The following is a 14307-nucleotide window of genomic DNA, read 5'->3' on the forward strand; positions in this document are numbered from 1 at the left end:
GCCACGCCAGTCCAAACCAGGGTCGTCGTCATGATGTGCTCCCGTCAAAAGCAGGCAGGAGCCAGTAGCGGTGATTTGCGCGAATCAGTGAAGCCCGGATGAGTACGGGTCGCAGTTGCAATTTTAGGCATCGCGCGCTGCGGCACCCGTAAGAGCCGCAGGTTTTCGCCGCTCGTGCAGAGTCCGATGCGGCTCAGATGGCTTCGCCGCGGGCGCCTGCGGCGGCATTGCGGATCGCGGCAATATTGGTCCTGTAGGCGTCCTGCGTGCCGCCCCTGAACACGGAGGTGCCGGCGACGAAGGCGTTGGCGCCGGCCGCGGCGAGCGCGCCCGCGACGTCGGGACCGACCCCGCCGTCGACCTCGATGTCGATCGGACGGCCCGCCGTCATCGCGCGGATGTCGCGGATCTTGCCGATCGCGGAGGGAATGAAGGCCTGGCCGCCGAAGCCGGGATTGACCGACATCACCAGCACGAGATCGACCAGGTCGAGGACGTATTCGAGCGCACTGATGGGCGTGCCCGGATTAAGCGAGACGCCCGCCTTCTTGCCGAGCGCGCGGATCGCCTGGAGCGAGCGGTGCAGATGGGGACCTGCTTCCGCATGGACCGTGATGTGGTCGCAGCCGGCTTTGGCGAAGGCCTCGAGATAGGGATCGCAGGGCGAGATCATCAGGTGCGCGTCGAAGACCTTCTTGGTATGCGGGCGCATCGCCTTGATGACGTCGGGGCCATAGGAAATGTTCGGGACGAAGTGCCCGTCCATCACGTCGAGATGGATCCAGTCGGCACCGGCGGCGTCCACCGCGCGCACCTCTTCGCCGAGCCTGGAGAAATCCGAGGCCAGGATCGAGGGGGCGATTGCCAGGGGGCGGGGGGTGAAGGCTTGGGTCATGGCGCTGTTTCCCGTGGCGGCCGGAAGAGGAATGGGTCTCGCCTAACATGGGCCTCCGTGGCGGGCAATGCAGGACAGGCGCGCTGCCTGTGGGCGGAAATTTCTGCCGTCACCGGCACGAATTGCCGATATTGCTGGGCCGCGCCAGGTGCGCTGGAAGCGGAATTCATTGAGCTTTTCGCGCTGGCACGGCGCTTGCTGACTTCCTCCCCGGAACATTGACCGCGGCATGCCGCATCGGTTGGAGTTGTGCAATGCTGTTTGCTCTTGGCGCCGTCTCGACGGCGCTCGACGCGATCCAGTCGCTGACAAACCCGAAATCGTCGTCCTCGACACAGAAGACGGGATCATCGCAAAGCGCGCCGACCAATCCGTTCGCGATCGACAGCGGCAGCAACAGCACGAGCAGCGGCGCGACCTCGTCGGCCAACTCGGGCAATTGCTCGCAGATCGCGCCGGAGACGATGAGCGCGCTGATCGCCGCGCAAAGCCAATCGTCGGACGGCACCAGCAGCGCGACGACCTCGACCTCATCGAACTCGTCGTCCTCGACCCGCCGGGACGCTGCGCTGAAGGACCTGTTCTCGCAGATCGATGCGGACGGCGACGGCAAGATCACCAAGTCCGAATTCGAGAACGCGCTGGGAGCCGGCGGCACCAATCTCGCGCAGGCCGATGACGTGTTCTCGAAGCTGGATTCGAATTCCGACGGCAGCGTCAACCTCGACGAGATGTCGAAGGCGCTGAAGAGCGGACATCGCGGCCATGCCCACGGTGCCAGCGGCTCCGGCGAGGGATCGGATTCCTCCTCGAAGCCGAGCGGCGGATCGACCTCGACCACGACGACCGCCGCCGACGGCTCGACCACCACCACCGTCACCTATGCCGACGGCTTCAAGATGTCGACGACGGTCCCGGGCGCCTCCAACTCCTCCGCTAATTCGGCTTACGATCTGTTCGCGCAGTTGATGCAGCGGCAAGGCGGGCAGGGGCAAGGCGCCTCAGCGACCGCCGGCTCGTCGATGTCGATGAGCGTGTGAGCTAAGAACGCTCTCTCGCCAAATTGCGCTGTCATGCCCCGCGAAAGCGGGGCATCCAGTACGCCGCGGCCTTCCGGTTTAATCACAACCGTCTCTGGAATACTGGATCGCCCGGTCTTCGCCGGGCGATGACACCTGATGTGTGACGGGCGTTCAACTATCCACCAAACCGGTCCCGCCATGCCGGCTGCGCGCCGCCGAACGGCAGCGCGGTTGCGCAATACACGCCGCGTGCGATTGCGCGCGCGACCACGTTGGCGGCGACGGTGCCGAGCTCGGTGAGGCCGACCAGCGGCTCGATCGACTTCTCGCAGGTCGCAGCCGCGTACAGCACGTCGCCGTCGGTCGGTGCATGCACCGGATAGATGGCGCGGGCGAAGCCGGTGTGGGCGATCATCGCCAGCCGCTTGGCCTGTGGCTTGGTCAGCACCGCGTCGGTGACGACGGCCCCGATGGTGGTATTTTCGCGCGCGCTCGCGGCGGGACCGCCCTTGATGCGCATGCGGAGCATGTCGTCGGTGAACTTGTCGGGCAGGCCGCGTCCGCCGTATTCGCCGTCCACCTCGAACGGCGCCGCCCAGAACCACGGCCCGTTGCCGACGGTGACACTGCCCACCGCGTTGACGGCGACGATCGCCGCGACCTTGACGCCATCAGGCGTCACCGCCGAGGCTGAGCCGAGCCCGCCCTTGAACGTCGCGGTGGTGGCACCTAAGCCCGCGCCGACGCTGCCGATTGCGAAGTCCGTGCCGGCGGCGGCTGCCGCGGCGTAGCCGAGGTCGCGATAGGGCGAGAAGCGTCCCCAGGCCTTGTCGCCGCCGTTGAGGAGATCGAACAGGATCGCGCCCGGCACGATCGGGATCAGGGCTTCGCGAACCCGGTGACCGCGGCCCTGCTCGGCGAGCCAGGCCTGCACGCCGCCGCCGGTATCGAGGCCGAAGGCGGAGCCGCCCGACAGCGCGATCGCGTCGACGCGTTCGACGGTATTGGCGAGATCGAGCAGTGCGTCCTCGCGCGTGCCGGGTCCGCCGCCGCGGACGTCGATCGCCGCGACCGCGGGGGAATCGAAAATGATCGCGGTCGTGCCGGAGGCGACTTTGGCATCCTCGGCATGGCCGACGCGGACGCCGGCGATGTCGGTCAGCAGATTTTTCAAGATGGCCTCGCGCGCTGATGAGGAGTTCGCTTCTGCGATAGCGCAGAGATGCCGCAGGCTCAACTGGCGAGCGCCGTCCTGAGCATCTTGGCCAGCTCGGACTTGCGGTAGGGCTTGGCCAGCAGCAGCACGCCGGAGTCGAGCCGTCCGTGATGGACGATGGCGTTCTCGGTGTAGCCCGAGGTGAACAGCGTCTTCAGATCGGGGCGGCGGCGGGCCGCTTCATCGGCGAGCTGGCGGCCGTTCATGGCGCCCGGCATGATGACGTCGGTGAAGAGCAGGTCGATGTCCTTGTCGGCGTCGATGATGGTGAGGGCGTCGGCCGCGTTGGCGGCTTCGAGCGCGGCGTAGCCGAGGCTCTTGATCTGGGTCACGACGTATTGCCGTACCAGAGCATCGTCCTCGACGATCAGGATCTTCTCGCTGCCGCCGGCGACGGGCGCGTTCTGAAGCGCCTCGAACTCGGTCTCCTGCACGCCGGTGGAGCGCGGCAGGTAGATCTTCACGCTCGTGCCGTGGCCTTCCTCGCTGTAGATCTTGATGTGGCCGCCGGACTGCTTGACGAAGCCGAACACCATGCTGAGCCCGAGGCCGGTGCCCTTGCCGACCTCCTTGGTCGTGAAAAACGGATCGAACACCCGCTCGATCAGATCGGCCGGAATTCCAGTGCCGGTGTCGCTGACCGCGATCATCACGTAATTGCCGGCAACGATGTCGGGATTCATGCTGGCATAACCGTCGTCGAGGAAGACGTTGCGGGTCTCGAGCACCAGGGTGCCGCCGTCGGGCATGGCATCGCGCGCGTTCAGCGCGAGGTTGAGGATGGCGGTGGAGAGCTGGCCGGGATCGACCAGTGTCGGCCAGGCGTCCTCGGTGAGCTGGGGCATGATGGTGATCTGCTCGCCCAGCGTCGGATGCAGCAGCTTGGCGGCCTCGAGCGTCAGCGCATTGACGTCGATCTCGCGCGGCTGGAGCGGCTGCTTGCGGGCGAAGGCGAGCAGGTGCTTGGTCAGCTGCGCGCCGCGCTCGGCGGCGTCGTCGATCAGCTTGGTGATGGCGGCGAGCTCGGGACGATCGGCGACCGCATCCGCCAGAATACCGATCGTGCCGGTGATGACGGTCAGCACGTTGTTGAAGTCGTGGGCGACGCCGCCGGTCAACTGGCCGATCGAATCCATCTTCTGGACCTGCCGGAGCTGGGCTTCGGCGGCCTGCTTCTCGGTGAGGTCGCGGCCGATGAAGAAATGGCGCCGCACCGGCTCGGACCAGGTGCCCATCCAGTTCAGCGTAACCTCGTGACCATCGTAGTGATAGTAGCGCGCCTCGAAGCTGCGCTTGACCGCGCCGCGCCGGGCCGCGCGCATCTCGCTGCGCGTTTTCTCGAGGTCATCAGGGTGGATGAACTCGATCGCACTGTGCCCGACCATGTCGTCCGGGCTGAAGCCGAGGATGTCCTTCACACTGGGGCTGACCTGGATGAAATTGCCGAAACCATCGGTGACCAGGATCAGATCCTGCGAGGTCTCGAAAATGCGCTGGCGCTCCTCGATCTCCCGATTGAGCGCCATCTCCGCTCGCTTCCGCTCGGTGACGTCGCGGGCCACCTTGGACGCGCCGATGATCTTGCCCTCGGTCGATCGCAGCGGGACCTGGCTCAGCACCACGTCGATGGGTTGACCGCTCTTGTGCAGCCGTACGGTCTCCTGCTGGTCGATGACCTCGCCGTTGCGGGTGCGGGCCAGATTCTCGGCGACATCGTCACGCTGATCGTCCGGCATGATGATGTCGATGGAACGGCCGACCGCCTCGTCGGCGGAGTAGCCGAAGACGCGCTCGGCCGCGCTGTTCCAGGTCGTGATGGTGCCGTCGAGCGACTTGGTGATGATGGCGTCGTTGGAGGATTCGACGACGGCGGTGAACAGCCGCTCGCGCTCGGCGTGATAGTCGCGCTCGGCGTCCGATCGGCGCTTCAGCGCGCCGACCATGCTCGCGGTCTGCGCCTGGAGGCGGACATTCTCGACCAGGAGCACCGCGAGCACGAAGGTCGCCGCGCAGAGGCCGTAGAGGCGGCCGACGTAGAAGCCGAGATCGAAGCGCGCGACGTTCACGATCGCCGAGAGTGCGATATCGAACAGCCAGGCGCACATCACGACCATGAGCCAGACGTCGATCACCGAATGCGGCCTGCGGAACCAGAGCGAGACGAGGGCGGCAAAGCTGAGCGACCATACGAAGGATACGACGCCGATCATGGCCGGCATGTAGTGGCCGTCGCGCAGCAGGACCGGGAGCAGATCGTGCCAGGCGGTGACGATCCAGGCGAAGACGGCCATGGCGGCGGCGACGCCGAACACGATGGCGCAGATCGCCCTGATTGTCGTGCCGCGGATCCTGGCGCCGCCGTCGGCCTCCTTCAGCCAGGCATAGCCCAGCACGAACACCGGGAAGCCGCCGTGCCAGATCATGTAGAGCCAGACCGTGGTTTGCCCGCCCGCGCCGAAAAGTCCGGTCGGGGTGAACAGTCCGGGGAAGGTGAGGGCATGAACCAGCGCCGCGGCGGCGGTGAACAGATAGCCGCTCGCGAGCCACAACAGCGCGCGGGTCCGCAAGACCGAAAACTGCGACAGCAGCAGCACCGCGGTGACGATGTCGCTTACGGCGAGGGCCGATTGATAGCTCGCGACAAAGGCCGGGACGGGCAGGAGCGGGGTACCCGCGAAAGGGACGGCCAATGCGAACAGGATTGCTGATATGCCGACGATCGCCAATGCGGCGGTGCGGTCGGTCGAGGTGGCCGGCAGGGTCGAAAGGAATGTGCTTCGGTCGATCGTCGCGGGCACGTCCACCTCTCGCAGACCGGTCTTCGCCATTTTCATCGACGTCATTCGGATCCCCGCAGGCCGGCGCTATGGTAGCGGGTTACGGGCGCACATCTTGAACTGTTGCGACCGCGACTCAACCGAAGGTTACAGATTACTTAATTCTGGTGGGACCACGGAATAGGGGTCGGGTTAGATGCGCTTTACTGGACGGTGCCATAATGCCATCCCGCCGGAGTGGGTTCCAGGTTTGAATCATCGATTTTGATCGATATCCGGGAGTTCTTCCCTATGCCCCGTGTTCTCATCATCGACGACCAGAAGGACGTCCGTGCGATGGTCGCGATCGTGCTTCGGGTCCATCGCTTCGAGGTCGCGGAGGCCGAAAGCGGTGCGGCCGGGCTGAAAGCCTTCGCGGAAAGCCCGTTTGACGCGGCGATCGTCGATATCTTCCTTGGCGACACCAGCGGCGTCGACGTCATCGCGAGCCTGCGGGAGCGTGCGCCGGGCCTCCCCATCATTGCGGTGTCCGGGATGACGGCGCTGGATTTCATGGAACAATCGCCTCACCTTGCCAACGTGGTCTGCCTGCAAAAGCCGTTTCGGCCGAACGATCTCCTGCAAGCGCTGCGGAAGGCCCAGGCCGCGGCGGGCGGCGAACTGCCCGCAGCTGTCTGACCCTTGTCCAGGACGCTTGCCCAAGAAGAACGCCCCGGGCAAGCCGGGGCGTGATGATGCTTGGATAACGGCCTTGGGGCCCGGCAAGCGCGTTAGGTGCCGTTGCCTTTGATCTCGGCGTAGCCGCCCTTGGCATCCCATTTGTAGACGACGTAGTCGATCTGCTTGATGTCGCCCTTGGCGTCATACTCGATCGGGCCGATCACGGTGTCCCACTTGCCGGCCTTCATCGCCTCCATCACCTTCTTGGCGTCGGTGGTGCCGGCCTTCTTGGCCGCCTGCGACCAGACCTGCATCGCCGCATAGGTGTAGAGCGTGTAGCCTTCGGGGTCGATGTTCTTGGCCTTGAAGGCATCGACGATCTTCTTGGCGGTCGGCTTGTTGCGCGGATCGGGGCCGAAGGTGAACAGCGTGCCTTCGCCGGCCGGGCCGGTGATGGAGGCGTACTCCTTGTCGGCGAGCGCGTCGCCGGCCATCAGCACTGTCTTGAGACCCTGGTCGCGCATCTGGCGCAGGATCAGGCCGCTCTCCTGATGGTAGCCGCCGACATAGACGAGATCGATGTTGTCGCGCTTCAGGCGCGAGACGATCGCGTTGAAGTCCTTGTCGCCCTTGTTGTAGGACTCGTACATCTTCTCGGTGATGCCGGCCTTGTTGAGCGCCTTCTTGGTCTCGTCCGCAAGACCCTTGCCGTAGGTGGTCTTGTCGTTGAGGATCGCAATGTTCTTGCCCTTGTAGTTCTTGGCGATGTACTGCGCCGCGATCAGGCCCTGCTGATCGTCGCGGCCGCAGACGCGCGCCACGTTCCACAGCTTGCGCTCGGTGAAGAGCGGGTTGGTCGAGGCTGGGGTGATCTGGAGGACGTTGCCGTCTGCATAGGCCTCCGAGGCCGGGATCGACGACGACGAGCAGTAGTGTCCGGCGACGAAGGGGATCTTGGCGCCGGCGATCTTTTCCGCAATCGAGCGCGCCTGCTTGGGATCGCAGGCATCGTCCTCGACGTTGAGCGAGAGCTTCTTGCCGTTGATGCCGCCGGCGGTGTTGATATCAGCCACGGCCATCTCGGCGCCGTTCTTCATCTGGCGGCCGAAGGCGGACTCTGTGCCTGTCATCGGGCCTGCGACTGCGATGGTGACATCCTGCGCGAATGCCGCGCTCGACAGCGCGATCGACGCGCCGAATGCCAGACCGATGAGCTTCAGTGATTTCATGAGATACCTCGCGGGTGGTCGCCTGTGGAAGTTGCCGGGCATGCCCGGTCCAAACCGGCGCCATTCTTGAATGAATTCGAGGAGAAGTCACCAGCAAAATACGGGCATTGGCGGAGATATCTCGCCACATTCGGCCGCACATGGCCCGCCTCAGCCGTGCCGGCCGCCTTCCAGATAGGCGGCGCGAATCTCGGGGCGCTGCAACAACTCGGCGCCGGTCCCGGCCAGCGTGATCAGGCCATTGACCATGACATAGCCGCGATGGGCGAGCTTGAGCGCATGGTTGGCGTTCTGCTCGACGATCAGGACGGTCAGGCCGTCCTGCCGGTTCAGGGTGCGGATCGCATCGAAAATCTGGCGCGCGATCAGCGGCGCGAGCCCGAGCGAGGGCTCGTCGAGCAGGAGCAGGCGGGGACGACTCATCAAGGCGCGGCCGATCGCCAGCATCTGCTGCTCGCCGCCGGACAGGGTTCCGCCGCGCTGGGCGTAGCGTTCCTTCAGCCGTGGAAACAGATTCAAGACGCGTTCCAGCGTCGCGTCGCGCTCGGAATCGGTGCATCCGGTGGCATCGGCACCCATCTGGAGGTTTTCCGCCACGCTCATGCGCGGGAAGATGCGCCGTCCCTCCGGCGATTGCGCGATGCGCAAATGCGCGATCTCGTGGGTGGGCACGTCGGTGATGTCGCGGCCTTCGTACAGGATCTGGCCGGCACGGGCCCGCGGCTTGCCGAAGATGGTCATCATCAGCGTCGACTTGCCGGCGCCGTTGGCGCCGATCAGCGCCACGATCTCGCCGGCATTGATCTCGACGTCGACGCCCTTCAGCGCCTCGATCTTGCCGTAGGCGGCGCGAAGGCTGCGGATCGCGAGCAGGGGAGTGGGTGAAGTCACGACCCGCTCTCCATCACGGCCACGGCTTCTTCCTCGTCGGCGCCGAGATAGGCGGCGATCACCTTGGGGTCGTCGCGGACCGCGCGCGGCGAACCTTCGGCGATCTTCACGCCGTGGTCCATCACCACGATATGGTCGGAGATTTCCATCACCACCGACATGTCGTGCTCGATCAGCAGGATCGAGGTGCCGAGCTCGTTGCGGATCGAGAGCAGGAGCTCGCTCAAGGCGGCGCTCTCGCGCGCGTTGAGGCCGGCGGCGGGCTCGTCCAGGCACAGAAGCGCGGGCTCGGTGCACATCGCGCGCGCGATCTCGAGCCGGCGCTGGTCGCCATAGGCGAAATTGCCGGCGGCATCGTCGGCGCGGTCGAGCAGGTTGACCCGCCTGAGCCAATCGGTGGCCAGATCGATCGCGCGCTTCTCGGCATCGCGATAGCCGGGCGCACCGATCAGGCCGAGAAAGGTGAGGCCGGAGGCCCGCATCAAGGCGTTGTGCTGCGCCACCATCAGGTTTTCCAGCGCGGTCATGCCGGGAAACAGGCGGATGTTCTGGAAGGTGCGCGCCACCTTGGCCAGCTTGGCGATGCGGAAATCGTTCAGCCGCTCCAGGGCGATCGTCCGGCCATCGTCATGGGTGAGGCGAATGGTGCCGCCGCTCGGCTTGTAGAAGCCGGTGATGCAGTTGAAGACCGTGGTCTTGCCGGCGCCGTTCGGCCCGATCAGCGCGGTGATCTTCTTGCGCTCGGCCGAGAGCGACAGGTCCTGCACGGCAACGATGCCGCCGAAGCGCATGGTCAGCCGGTCGACGTTGAGAATCTTGTCGCCGCTCATCCGTGCCCTTCCTTGACGAGGTCGGAGGAGATCGCCTGCTCCTTGGTCAGATACACGGTCGGCGCGCGATGGCCGACCAGGCCGCGCGGCCGCCAGATCATGATCAGCACCATGGCCATGCCGAACACCAGCATGCGGTAGGTCTCGAGGCTGCGGAACAGCTCGAAGCCCCCGATCATGGCCAGCGCGGCGAGCGCCACGCCGAGTTGCGAGCCCATGCCGCCAAGCACGACGATGGCCAGCACCAATGCCGATTCCTGGAAGGTGAAGGATTCCGGGCTGATGAAGCCCTGGCGGGTGGCGAAGAACGCACCGGCAAAGCCGCCGAACATCGCGCCGGTCGCGAACGCGGTAAGCTTGGTGGTCGTGGTGTTGATGCCGAGCGCGCGGCAGGCGACCTCGTCCTCGCGCAAGGCCTCCCAGGCGCGGCCGATCGGCAGGCGGCGCAGACGGATCGTCACCCAGTTGGTGAGCAGCGCGAGCGCCAGGATCAAATAGAATAGGAAGACGATGCGGTGGGTCGCTGAGTACTCGATGCCGAGCTTGGCGGCGAGCCCGTCGTCGCTGTTGTCGAGCGGGATGCCGAAGAAGGTGGGGCGGGGAATGCCGGAGACGCCGTTGGGGCCTCCGGTCAGGCTCTGCCAGTTGATGATGACGAGGCGGATGATCTCGCCGAAGGCCAGCGTCACGATGGCGAGATAGTCGCCGCGCAGCCGCAGCACGGGAAAGCCGAGCAGCACGCCCCAGAACGCGGCGAGGATGCCGGCGAGCGGCAGGCAGATCCAGAACGACCAGCCGAAATTGGTGGCGAGCAGGCCGTAGGAATAGGCGCCGACCGCATAGAAGGCGACGTAGCCGAGATCGAGCAGGCCGGCGAGGCCGACCACGACGTTCAATCCCCAGCCCAGCATGACATAGGTGAGCACGAGGATCGCGAGGTCGAGGATGTAGCGCTGGTTATAGAAGATGACGGGCACCAGCAGCGTGAAGATCAAAAGCGCGGGCGCGAGGTAGCGGCCGACGAACGACATCCCGCGATGCACTGCGGGCGGCACCAGCTTCTCGGCGCCGGTCGGGCCGAGCCATTGCCGGAGCAGCTCGATCACGATCGAGCCGCCGAACACGGCGGCGACAAGCGCTGCGACCTCGCCGAAGCGCGTCCAATAAGTGAGCTGGCCGTCGGAACCGGCCTCGGTCCGGACGCCGACCATCAGTGAGAACAGCACCAGCGCGACCAGTGCACTGAGCAGGGATTTCTTCAGGATATAGGTGATGCCGGCGGTGCGGCTTGCGTGCTTGGTCTCGTGCGGAATGGCTGTCACGCGGCGGTCCGTCAGACTTTTTCGACTTCGGGACGGCCGAGCAGGCCGGTCGGCATGAAGATCAGCACGACGATCAGGATCGAGAATGCCGCGACGTCCTTGTATTCGACCGAGAAATAGGCCGACCAGAACGTCTCGATCAGGCCGATCGCAAGGCCGCCGAGCATGGCGCCCGGCAGCGAGCCGATTCCGCCGAGCACGGCTGCCGTGAAGGCCTTGATGCCGGCGACGAAGCCCATGAAGAAATCGACCAGGCCGTAATAGAGCAGGTACATGAAACCCGCGACCGCGGCGAGCGCGGCGCCGATCACGAAGGTCATGGAGATGGTGCGGTCGACGTCGACGCCCAGCAGGGCCGCCATGGTCTGGTCCTGCTCGCAGGCGCGCATATCGCGCCCGAGCCGCGTGTGCGACACCAGCCAGGTGAAGATCGCCAGCAGCACGATGGTTGTGATGACCACCATGATCTGGATGTTGGAGAGCTGGATGACGAAGCCGTCCGCGCTCTCATGCAGCGTGTAGCCGCCGGTGATGAAGGGCGGGATCGGCTTGACGCGGGCGCCTTGCGCCACCTGCGAATAGTTGGTCAGCACGAACGACATGCCGATCGCCGACAGCATCGGGGCGAGACGGAAGGAATGCCGCAGCGGCCGGTAGGCGATGCGCTCGATGGTCCAGCCATAGAGCGCCGTGATCGCCATCGCGACCAGCAGCACGACGAGCAGGATCACCGGGATCGCGGTCACGCCGAGCGAGATCAGGATCAGGAAGGTGATCAGGGCGATGAAGCCGCCGATCATGAAGACGTCGCCATGGGCGAAGTTGATCATGCCGACGATGCCGTAGACCATCGTGTAGCCGATCGCGATCAGGCCGTAGATGGAGCCGAGCACGAGGCCGTTGATGAGCTGCTGGGCGAAATAATCCACAGGCTGCCGTTACCCAAACTTGACGCGGGCTCAAAGGGAGCTCTTCGAGAGAGTTCTTGGGCCCCGGCAGCCCTTGAGCATTCTTCTCGTTTTGTAACAGGAGGGAACTGGCGGCCGCAACTGGGCAGGCCTAGGCATAACGGCTTGTACAGAACTCATTTGGTTCCGGATGTCGTCTCCCGGTTCCGCAGCTGCGAGGAACCGGGTTCCGCGTGGCAACCAAATCCGAGGGCGGTTGTTAGCTTCCCTCTGACGTCCAACAAGGGAGCTCCCCCCGATGACGAAGCAGCAGAACCAGAATCCGGGTCAGCAGACTCAGAACCCCGGCCAGCAGCGCCCAGGTCAGCAGCCAGGGCAGCAGCAGGGCGGTGGGCAGAAACCCGGACAGCAGCAGCAGGATCCGATGCGCCAGGGTGACAAGCCCGGCCAGCAGCATGGTGGCCAGCGCGGTCAGGACAACTAGTTTGGGAGCCCAGTGAGTGAGCAGGAGTGAAGAAGGGCCCCGCTGCAAGGTGGGGCCTTTTTTCGTTGCTTGGCGTCATTCCGGGGCGGCTCGAAGAGCCGAGCCCGGAATCTCGAGATTCCGGGTCTGGTGCTGACGCACCATCCCGGAATGACGACGTGTGCGGGTGCCCTGTTAAGGTAAAAAAAGGGTTTAAATTGCCGCCACGGACTGATGCGAGTTAGCTCCCGGCAAAGCCTTCCCATTGAAGGCGCGTGGCAGGCGAAGCGGGAAGCGGCATGTTCAGGAATTGGCGGATCGACTCGGTCAACGGCGCGCTGCTGGCGGCCTATTTCATCCCCGCCTGGACGCTCGTCGCCTTCAACATCATGGTGGCGCCGGTGCACGGCCTCTACGAACGGCCGAGCGTCGCGGTCGCGCTGTTCCTCAGCGACAATCTCCAGATGGCGGGGATGGACACGGTGCGCGCGGCCTGGCTGCTGGCGCTGGGACGGTTGACCGTGGTGGCGTTCTTCGCGATCTACCTCGCGCTGCTGTGCATTCCCCGCGTCCGCAGGAACGGCGGCAGTGACGAGGCGCTCGGCATTGCGCTGGCGATCGGCAGCGTGATCTCGTTTGCGAGCATGGTCATGGCCTCGAAGGTCGGCGAGATGGACGCGCTCCGGCTGCACGCGACCGAGCTCTTGCTGCTGCTGGGGGCTGCGATCGTGATGGTGATCGAGCGCCCTGTGGCGGCACCCAAGAGCGCCGAGGCCGCCGCGCCGCTAGGTCTTGAGCAGGCCGAGCTCCTGCACAATCGCTGAGGCCTCCTTGACGGCGTGGTTCGCCGCCGGCACGCCGCAATAGATCGCCTGCTGGAGCAGGATTTCCTTGATGTCGTCGGGCGTGAAGCCGCCCTCGGCGAGCGCCGCGCGCACATGCAGGCGGAATTCGTCCCATTGCCCAAGCGCGACCATGGTGCCGATCACCAGCACCCGCCTTGTGCGCTCGTCGAAATGCGGCCGCGTCCAGATCTCGCCCCAGGCGTAGCGCGTGATCAGATCCTGGAAATCGGTGTTGAAGGCATTGCGATTGGCGACTGATTTGTCGACCCAGGCATTGCCCAGCACCTTGCGGCGCACGTTCATGCCGGCATCGCGGCGCTTCTGGTCGTCCATGTTTGTTTCTCCGGATCAGTCATTCCGGGGCGCCTCGAAGAGGCGAACCCGGAATCTCGAGGTTGTGAATGCCGATCGAGATTCCGGGGGCGATGCTTTGCATCGCTCCGGAATGACGACAGGCGCAATCAGCGTTGCGTCAGGAACCCCACCACCGCATCGGTGAACGCGTGCGGCTGCTCGACATTGGAAATATGGGCGGCGTCGATGATGGTCATGTTGGCGCCGGGAATTTTCGAGCGGATCAGCTCGCCCGCCGAGATCGGCGTCGCCATGTCGTGGCGGCCGGCGATCACCAATGTCGGGCTCTTGATCTTTGGCAGCAACTCGCGTTGGTCGAGCGTCGACAGCGCCTCGCAGCAGGCGAGATAGCCCTCCACGGGTGAGGCGAGCAGCATCGCTTTCATCCGGGCGGTGATGTCAGGCTCGCGCTCGCGGAAATCCTGGGTGAGCCAGCCCGCGATCACGGCATCGGCCACCGCCGCGATGCCGCCCTTCTTCACGGCATCGATGCGTTCCAGCCATTTGGTCGGCTCGGCATAGTAGCAGGAGGTGTTGGCGAGGACGAGCTTGCCGAAGCGCTCCGGCGCATTCGCGCCCAGCCATTGTCCGACCATGCCGCCCATCGACAGGCCGCACCAATGCACCTTCTCGATGTTGAGATCGTCGAGGATCGCCAGCACGTCGCGGCCGAAGCGCTCCATCGTGTAAGGGCCGGGGGGAACGTTCGACTTGCCGTGGCCGCGGCGGTCATAGCGGATGACGCGGAACACCTGTGTCAGCGCCTTCATCTGCGGCTCCCACATCTGAAGCGTGCTGCCGAGCGAATTGGACAGCATCAAGGTCGGCCCGCCGTCGCGGCCTTCGACGGAGACGTTGATCAGGCAACCGTCGGCATCGATCATGGGCATGCGGC

General features: G+C 65.2%; 14 protein-coding genes. 4 read left to right on the plus strand and 10 right to left on the minus strand.

All coding sequences use genetic code 11. The features are described from left to right. Positions 1 to 193: 193 nt before the first annotated feature. The gene (gene rpe, locus ACFLEY_RS15640; protein WP_060908124.1) at positions 194 to 895 is read right to left on the minus strand and encodes a ribulose-phosphate 3-epimerase; all 702 of its coding nucleotides are present in this window, start codon (positions 893 to 895) and stop codon (positions 194 to 196) included. Between the two features lie 254 nt (positions 896 to 1149). Here rpe and ACFLEY_RS15645 point away from each other — a divergent pair, with 254 nt between their 5' ends. Continuing rightward, complete coding sequence (locus ACFLEY_RS15645; RefSeq protein ID WP_060908123.1) at positions 1150 to 1935, plus strand: EF-hand domain-containing protein; 786 nt, start codon at positions 1150 to 1152, stop codon at positions 1933 to 1935. Positions 1936 to 2092: 157 nt separating this feature from the next. Here ACFLEY_RS15645 and ACFLEY_RS15650 read toward each other — a convergent pair whose 3' ends face one another. Both ACFLEY_RS15650 and ACFLEY_RS15655 read right to left on the minus strand, forming a co-directional pair. Next, a complete protein-coding gene (locus tag ACFLEY_RS15650; RefSeq protein ID WP_060912606.1) occupies positions 2093 to 3091 on the minus strand; it encodes a P1 family peptidase in 999 nt (332 codons plus the stop codon). Between the two features lie 59 nt (positions 3092 to 3150). Further along, a complete protein-coding gene (locus ACFLEY_RS15655; RefSeq protein ID WP_011088423.1) occupies positions 3151 to 5976 on the minus strand; it encodes a PAS domain S-box protein in 2826 nt (941 codons plus the stop codon). A gap of 225 nt (positions 5977 to 6201) precedes the next feature. Here ACFLEY_RS15655 and ACFLEY_RS15660 point away from each other — a divergent pair, with 225 nt between their 5' ends. Further along, on the plus strand, positions 6202 to 6588 hold the full coding sequence (locus ACFLEY_RS15660) for a response regulator (RefSeq protein WP_038967598.1): 387 nt from the start codon (positions 6202 to 6204) through the stop codon (positions 6586 to 6588). Between the two features lie 92 nt (positions 6589 to 6680). Here ACFLEY_RS15660 and ACFLEY_RS15665 read toward each other — a convergent pair whose 3' ends face one another. The 5 genes from ACFLEY_RS15665 to ACFLEY_RS15685 all read right to left on the minus strand — a co-directional run bounded on the left by ACFLEY_RS15665 (position 6681) and on the right by ACFLEY_RS15685 (position 11771). Next, entirely contained in the window at positions 6681 to 7799 is a 1119-nt protein-coding gene (locus ACFLEY_RS15665) for a branched-chain amino acid ABC transporter substrate-binding protein (RefSeq protein WP_060908122.1), read from the minus strand. A 150-nt stretch (positions 7800 to 7949) separates the two neighbouring features. Beyond that, a complete protein-coding gene (locus tag ACFLEY_RS15670; protein ID WP_060908121.1) occupies positions 7950 to 8690 on the minus strand; it encodes an ABC transporter ATP-binding protein in 741 nt (246 codons plus the stop codon). After that, entirely contained in the window at positions 8687 to 9520 is an 834-nt protein-coding gene (locus ACFLEY_RS15675) for an ABC transporter ATP-binding protein (protein WP_011088419.1), read from the minus strand. Before ACFLEY_RS15675 ends, ACFLEY_RS15670 begins: the two co-directional genes overlap by 4 nt. Beyond that, positions 9517 to 10794 carry a high-affinity branched-chain amino acid ABC transporter permease LivM gene (livM, locus tag ACFLEY_RS15680; protein WP_373565361.1) on the minus strand — a complete coding sequence of 426 codons (1278 nt, stop codon included), beginning with the start codon at positions 10792 to 10794 and terminating at the stop codon, positions 9517 to 9519. The genes ACFLEY_RS15675 and livM overlap by 4 nt, the downstream gene beginning before the upstream one ends. A 59-nt stretch (positions 10795 to 10853) precedes the next feature. Next, positions 10854 to 11771, minus strand: coding sequence for a branched-chain amino acid ABC transporter permease (locus ACFLEY_RS15685; RefSeq protein ID WP_060908119.1), 918 nt, complete (start codon positions 11769 to 11771; stop codon positions 10854 to 10856). A gap of 277 nt (positions 11772 to 12048) precedes the next feature. Between ACFLEY_RS15685 and ACFLEY_RS15690 the strand changes: the two genes are divergently transcribed. Next, a complete protein-coding gene (locus ACFLEY_RS15690; protein WP_028173403.1) occupies positions 12049 to 12234 on the plus strand; it encodes a hypothetical protein in 186 nt (61 codons plus the stop codon). A gap of 278 nt (positions 12235 to 12512) precedes the next feature. Continuing rightward, entirely contained in the window at positions 12513 to 13037 is a 525-nt protein-coding gene (locus tag ACFLEY_RS15695) for a hypothetical protein (protein WP_060908117.1), read from the plus strand. Here ACFLEY_RS15695 and ACFLEY_RS15700 read toward each other — a convergent pair. Together ACFLEY_RS15700 and pcaD are read right to left on the minus strand one after the other, a co-directional pair. Continuing rightward, positions 12999 to 13391, minus strand: a complete 393-nt coding sequence (locus ACFLEY_RS15700) for a carboxymuconolactone decarboxylase family protein (protein WP_011088415.1) — start codon at positions 13389 to 13391, stop codon at positions 12999 to 13001. The two genes, ACFLEY_RS15695 and ACFLEY_RS15700, sit on opposite strands and share 39 nt — an antisense overlap. Before the next feature lie 128 nt (positions 13392 to 13519). After that, positions 13520 to 14302: a 3-oxoadipate enol-lactonase gene (gene pcaD / locus ACFLEY_RS15705; protein ID WP_396604685.1), complete on the minus strand. Its 783-nt coding sequence runs from the start codon at positions 14300 to 14302 to the stop codon at positions 13520 to 13522. Between the last annotated feature and the right edge of the window lie 5 nt (positions 14303 to 14307).

The organism is Bradyrhizobium sp. YCK136 (assembly GCF_044570075.1).
Taxonomy (GTDB): domain Bacteria; phylum Pseudomonadota; class Alphaproteobacteria; order Rhizobiales; family Xanthobacteraceae; genus Bradyrhizobium; species Bradyrhizobium diazoefficiens.

Bases quoted from the DNA above. Each gene is read 5' to 3' on its own strand.
- pcaD (WP_396604685.1), bottom strand. From the start codon at position 14,302: ATGCCCATGATCGATGCCGACGGTTGCCTGATCAACGTCTCCGTCGAA.
- ACFLEY_RS15655 (WP_011088423.1), bottom strand. From the start codon at position 5,976: ATGACGTCGATGAAAATGGCGAAGACCGGTCTGCGAGAGGTGGACGTG.
- ACFLEY_RS15675 (WP_011088419.1), bottom strand. From the start codon at position 9,520: ATGAGCGGCGACAAGATTCTCAACGTCGACCGGCTGACCATGCGCTTC.
- ACFLEY_RS15700 (WP_011088415.1), bottom strand. From the start codon at position 13,391: ATGGACGACCAGAAGCGCCGCGATGCCGGCATGAACGTGCGCCGCAAG.
- ACFLEY_RS15660 (WP_038967598.1), top strand. From the start codon at position 6,202: ATGCCCCGTGTTCTCATCATCGACGACCAGAAGGACGTCCGTGCGATG.
- ACFLEY_RS15690 (WP_028173403.1), top strand. From the start codon at position 12,049: ATGACGAAGCAGCAGAACCAGAATCCGGGTCAGCAGACTCAGAACCCC.
- ACFLEY_RS15665 (WP_060908122.1), bottom strand. From the start codon at position 7,799: ATGAAATCACTGAAGCTCATCGGTCTGGCATTCGGCGCGTCGATCGCG.
- ACFLEY_RS15695 (WP_060908117.1), top strand. From the start codon at position 12,513: ATGTTCAGGAATTGGCGGATCGACTCGGTCAACGGCGCGCTGCTGGCG.
- ACFLEY_RS15645 (WP_060908123.1), top strand. From the start codon at position 1,150: ATGCTGTTTGCTCTTGGCGCCGTCTCGACGGCGCTCGACGCGATCCAG.
- rpe (WP_060908124.1), bottom strand. From the start codon at position 895: ATGACCCAAGCCTTCACCCCCCGCCCCCTGGCAATCGCCCCCTCGATC.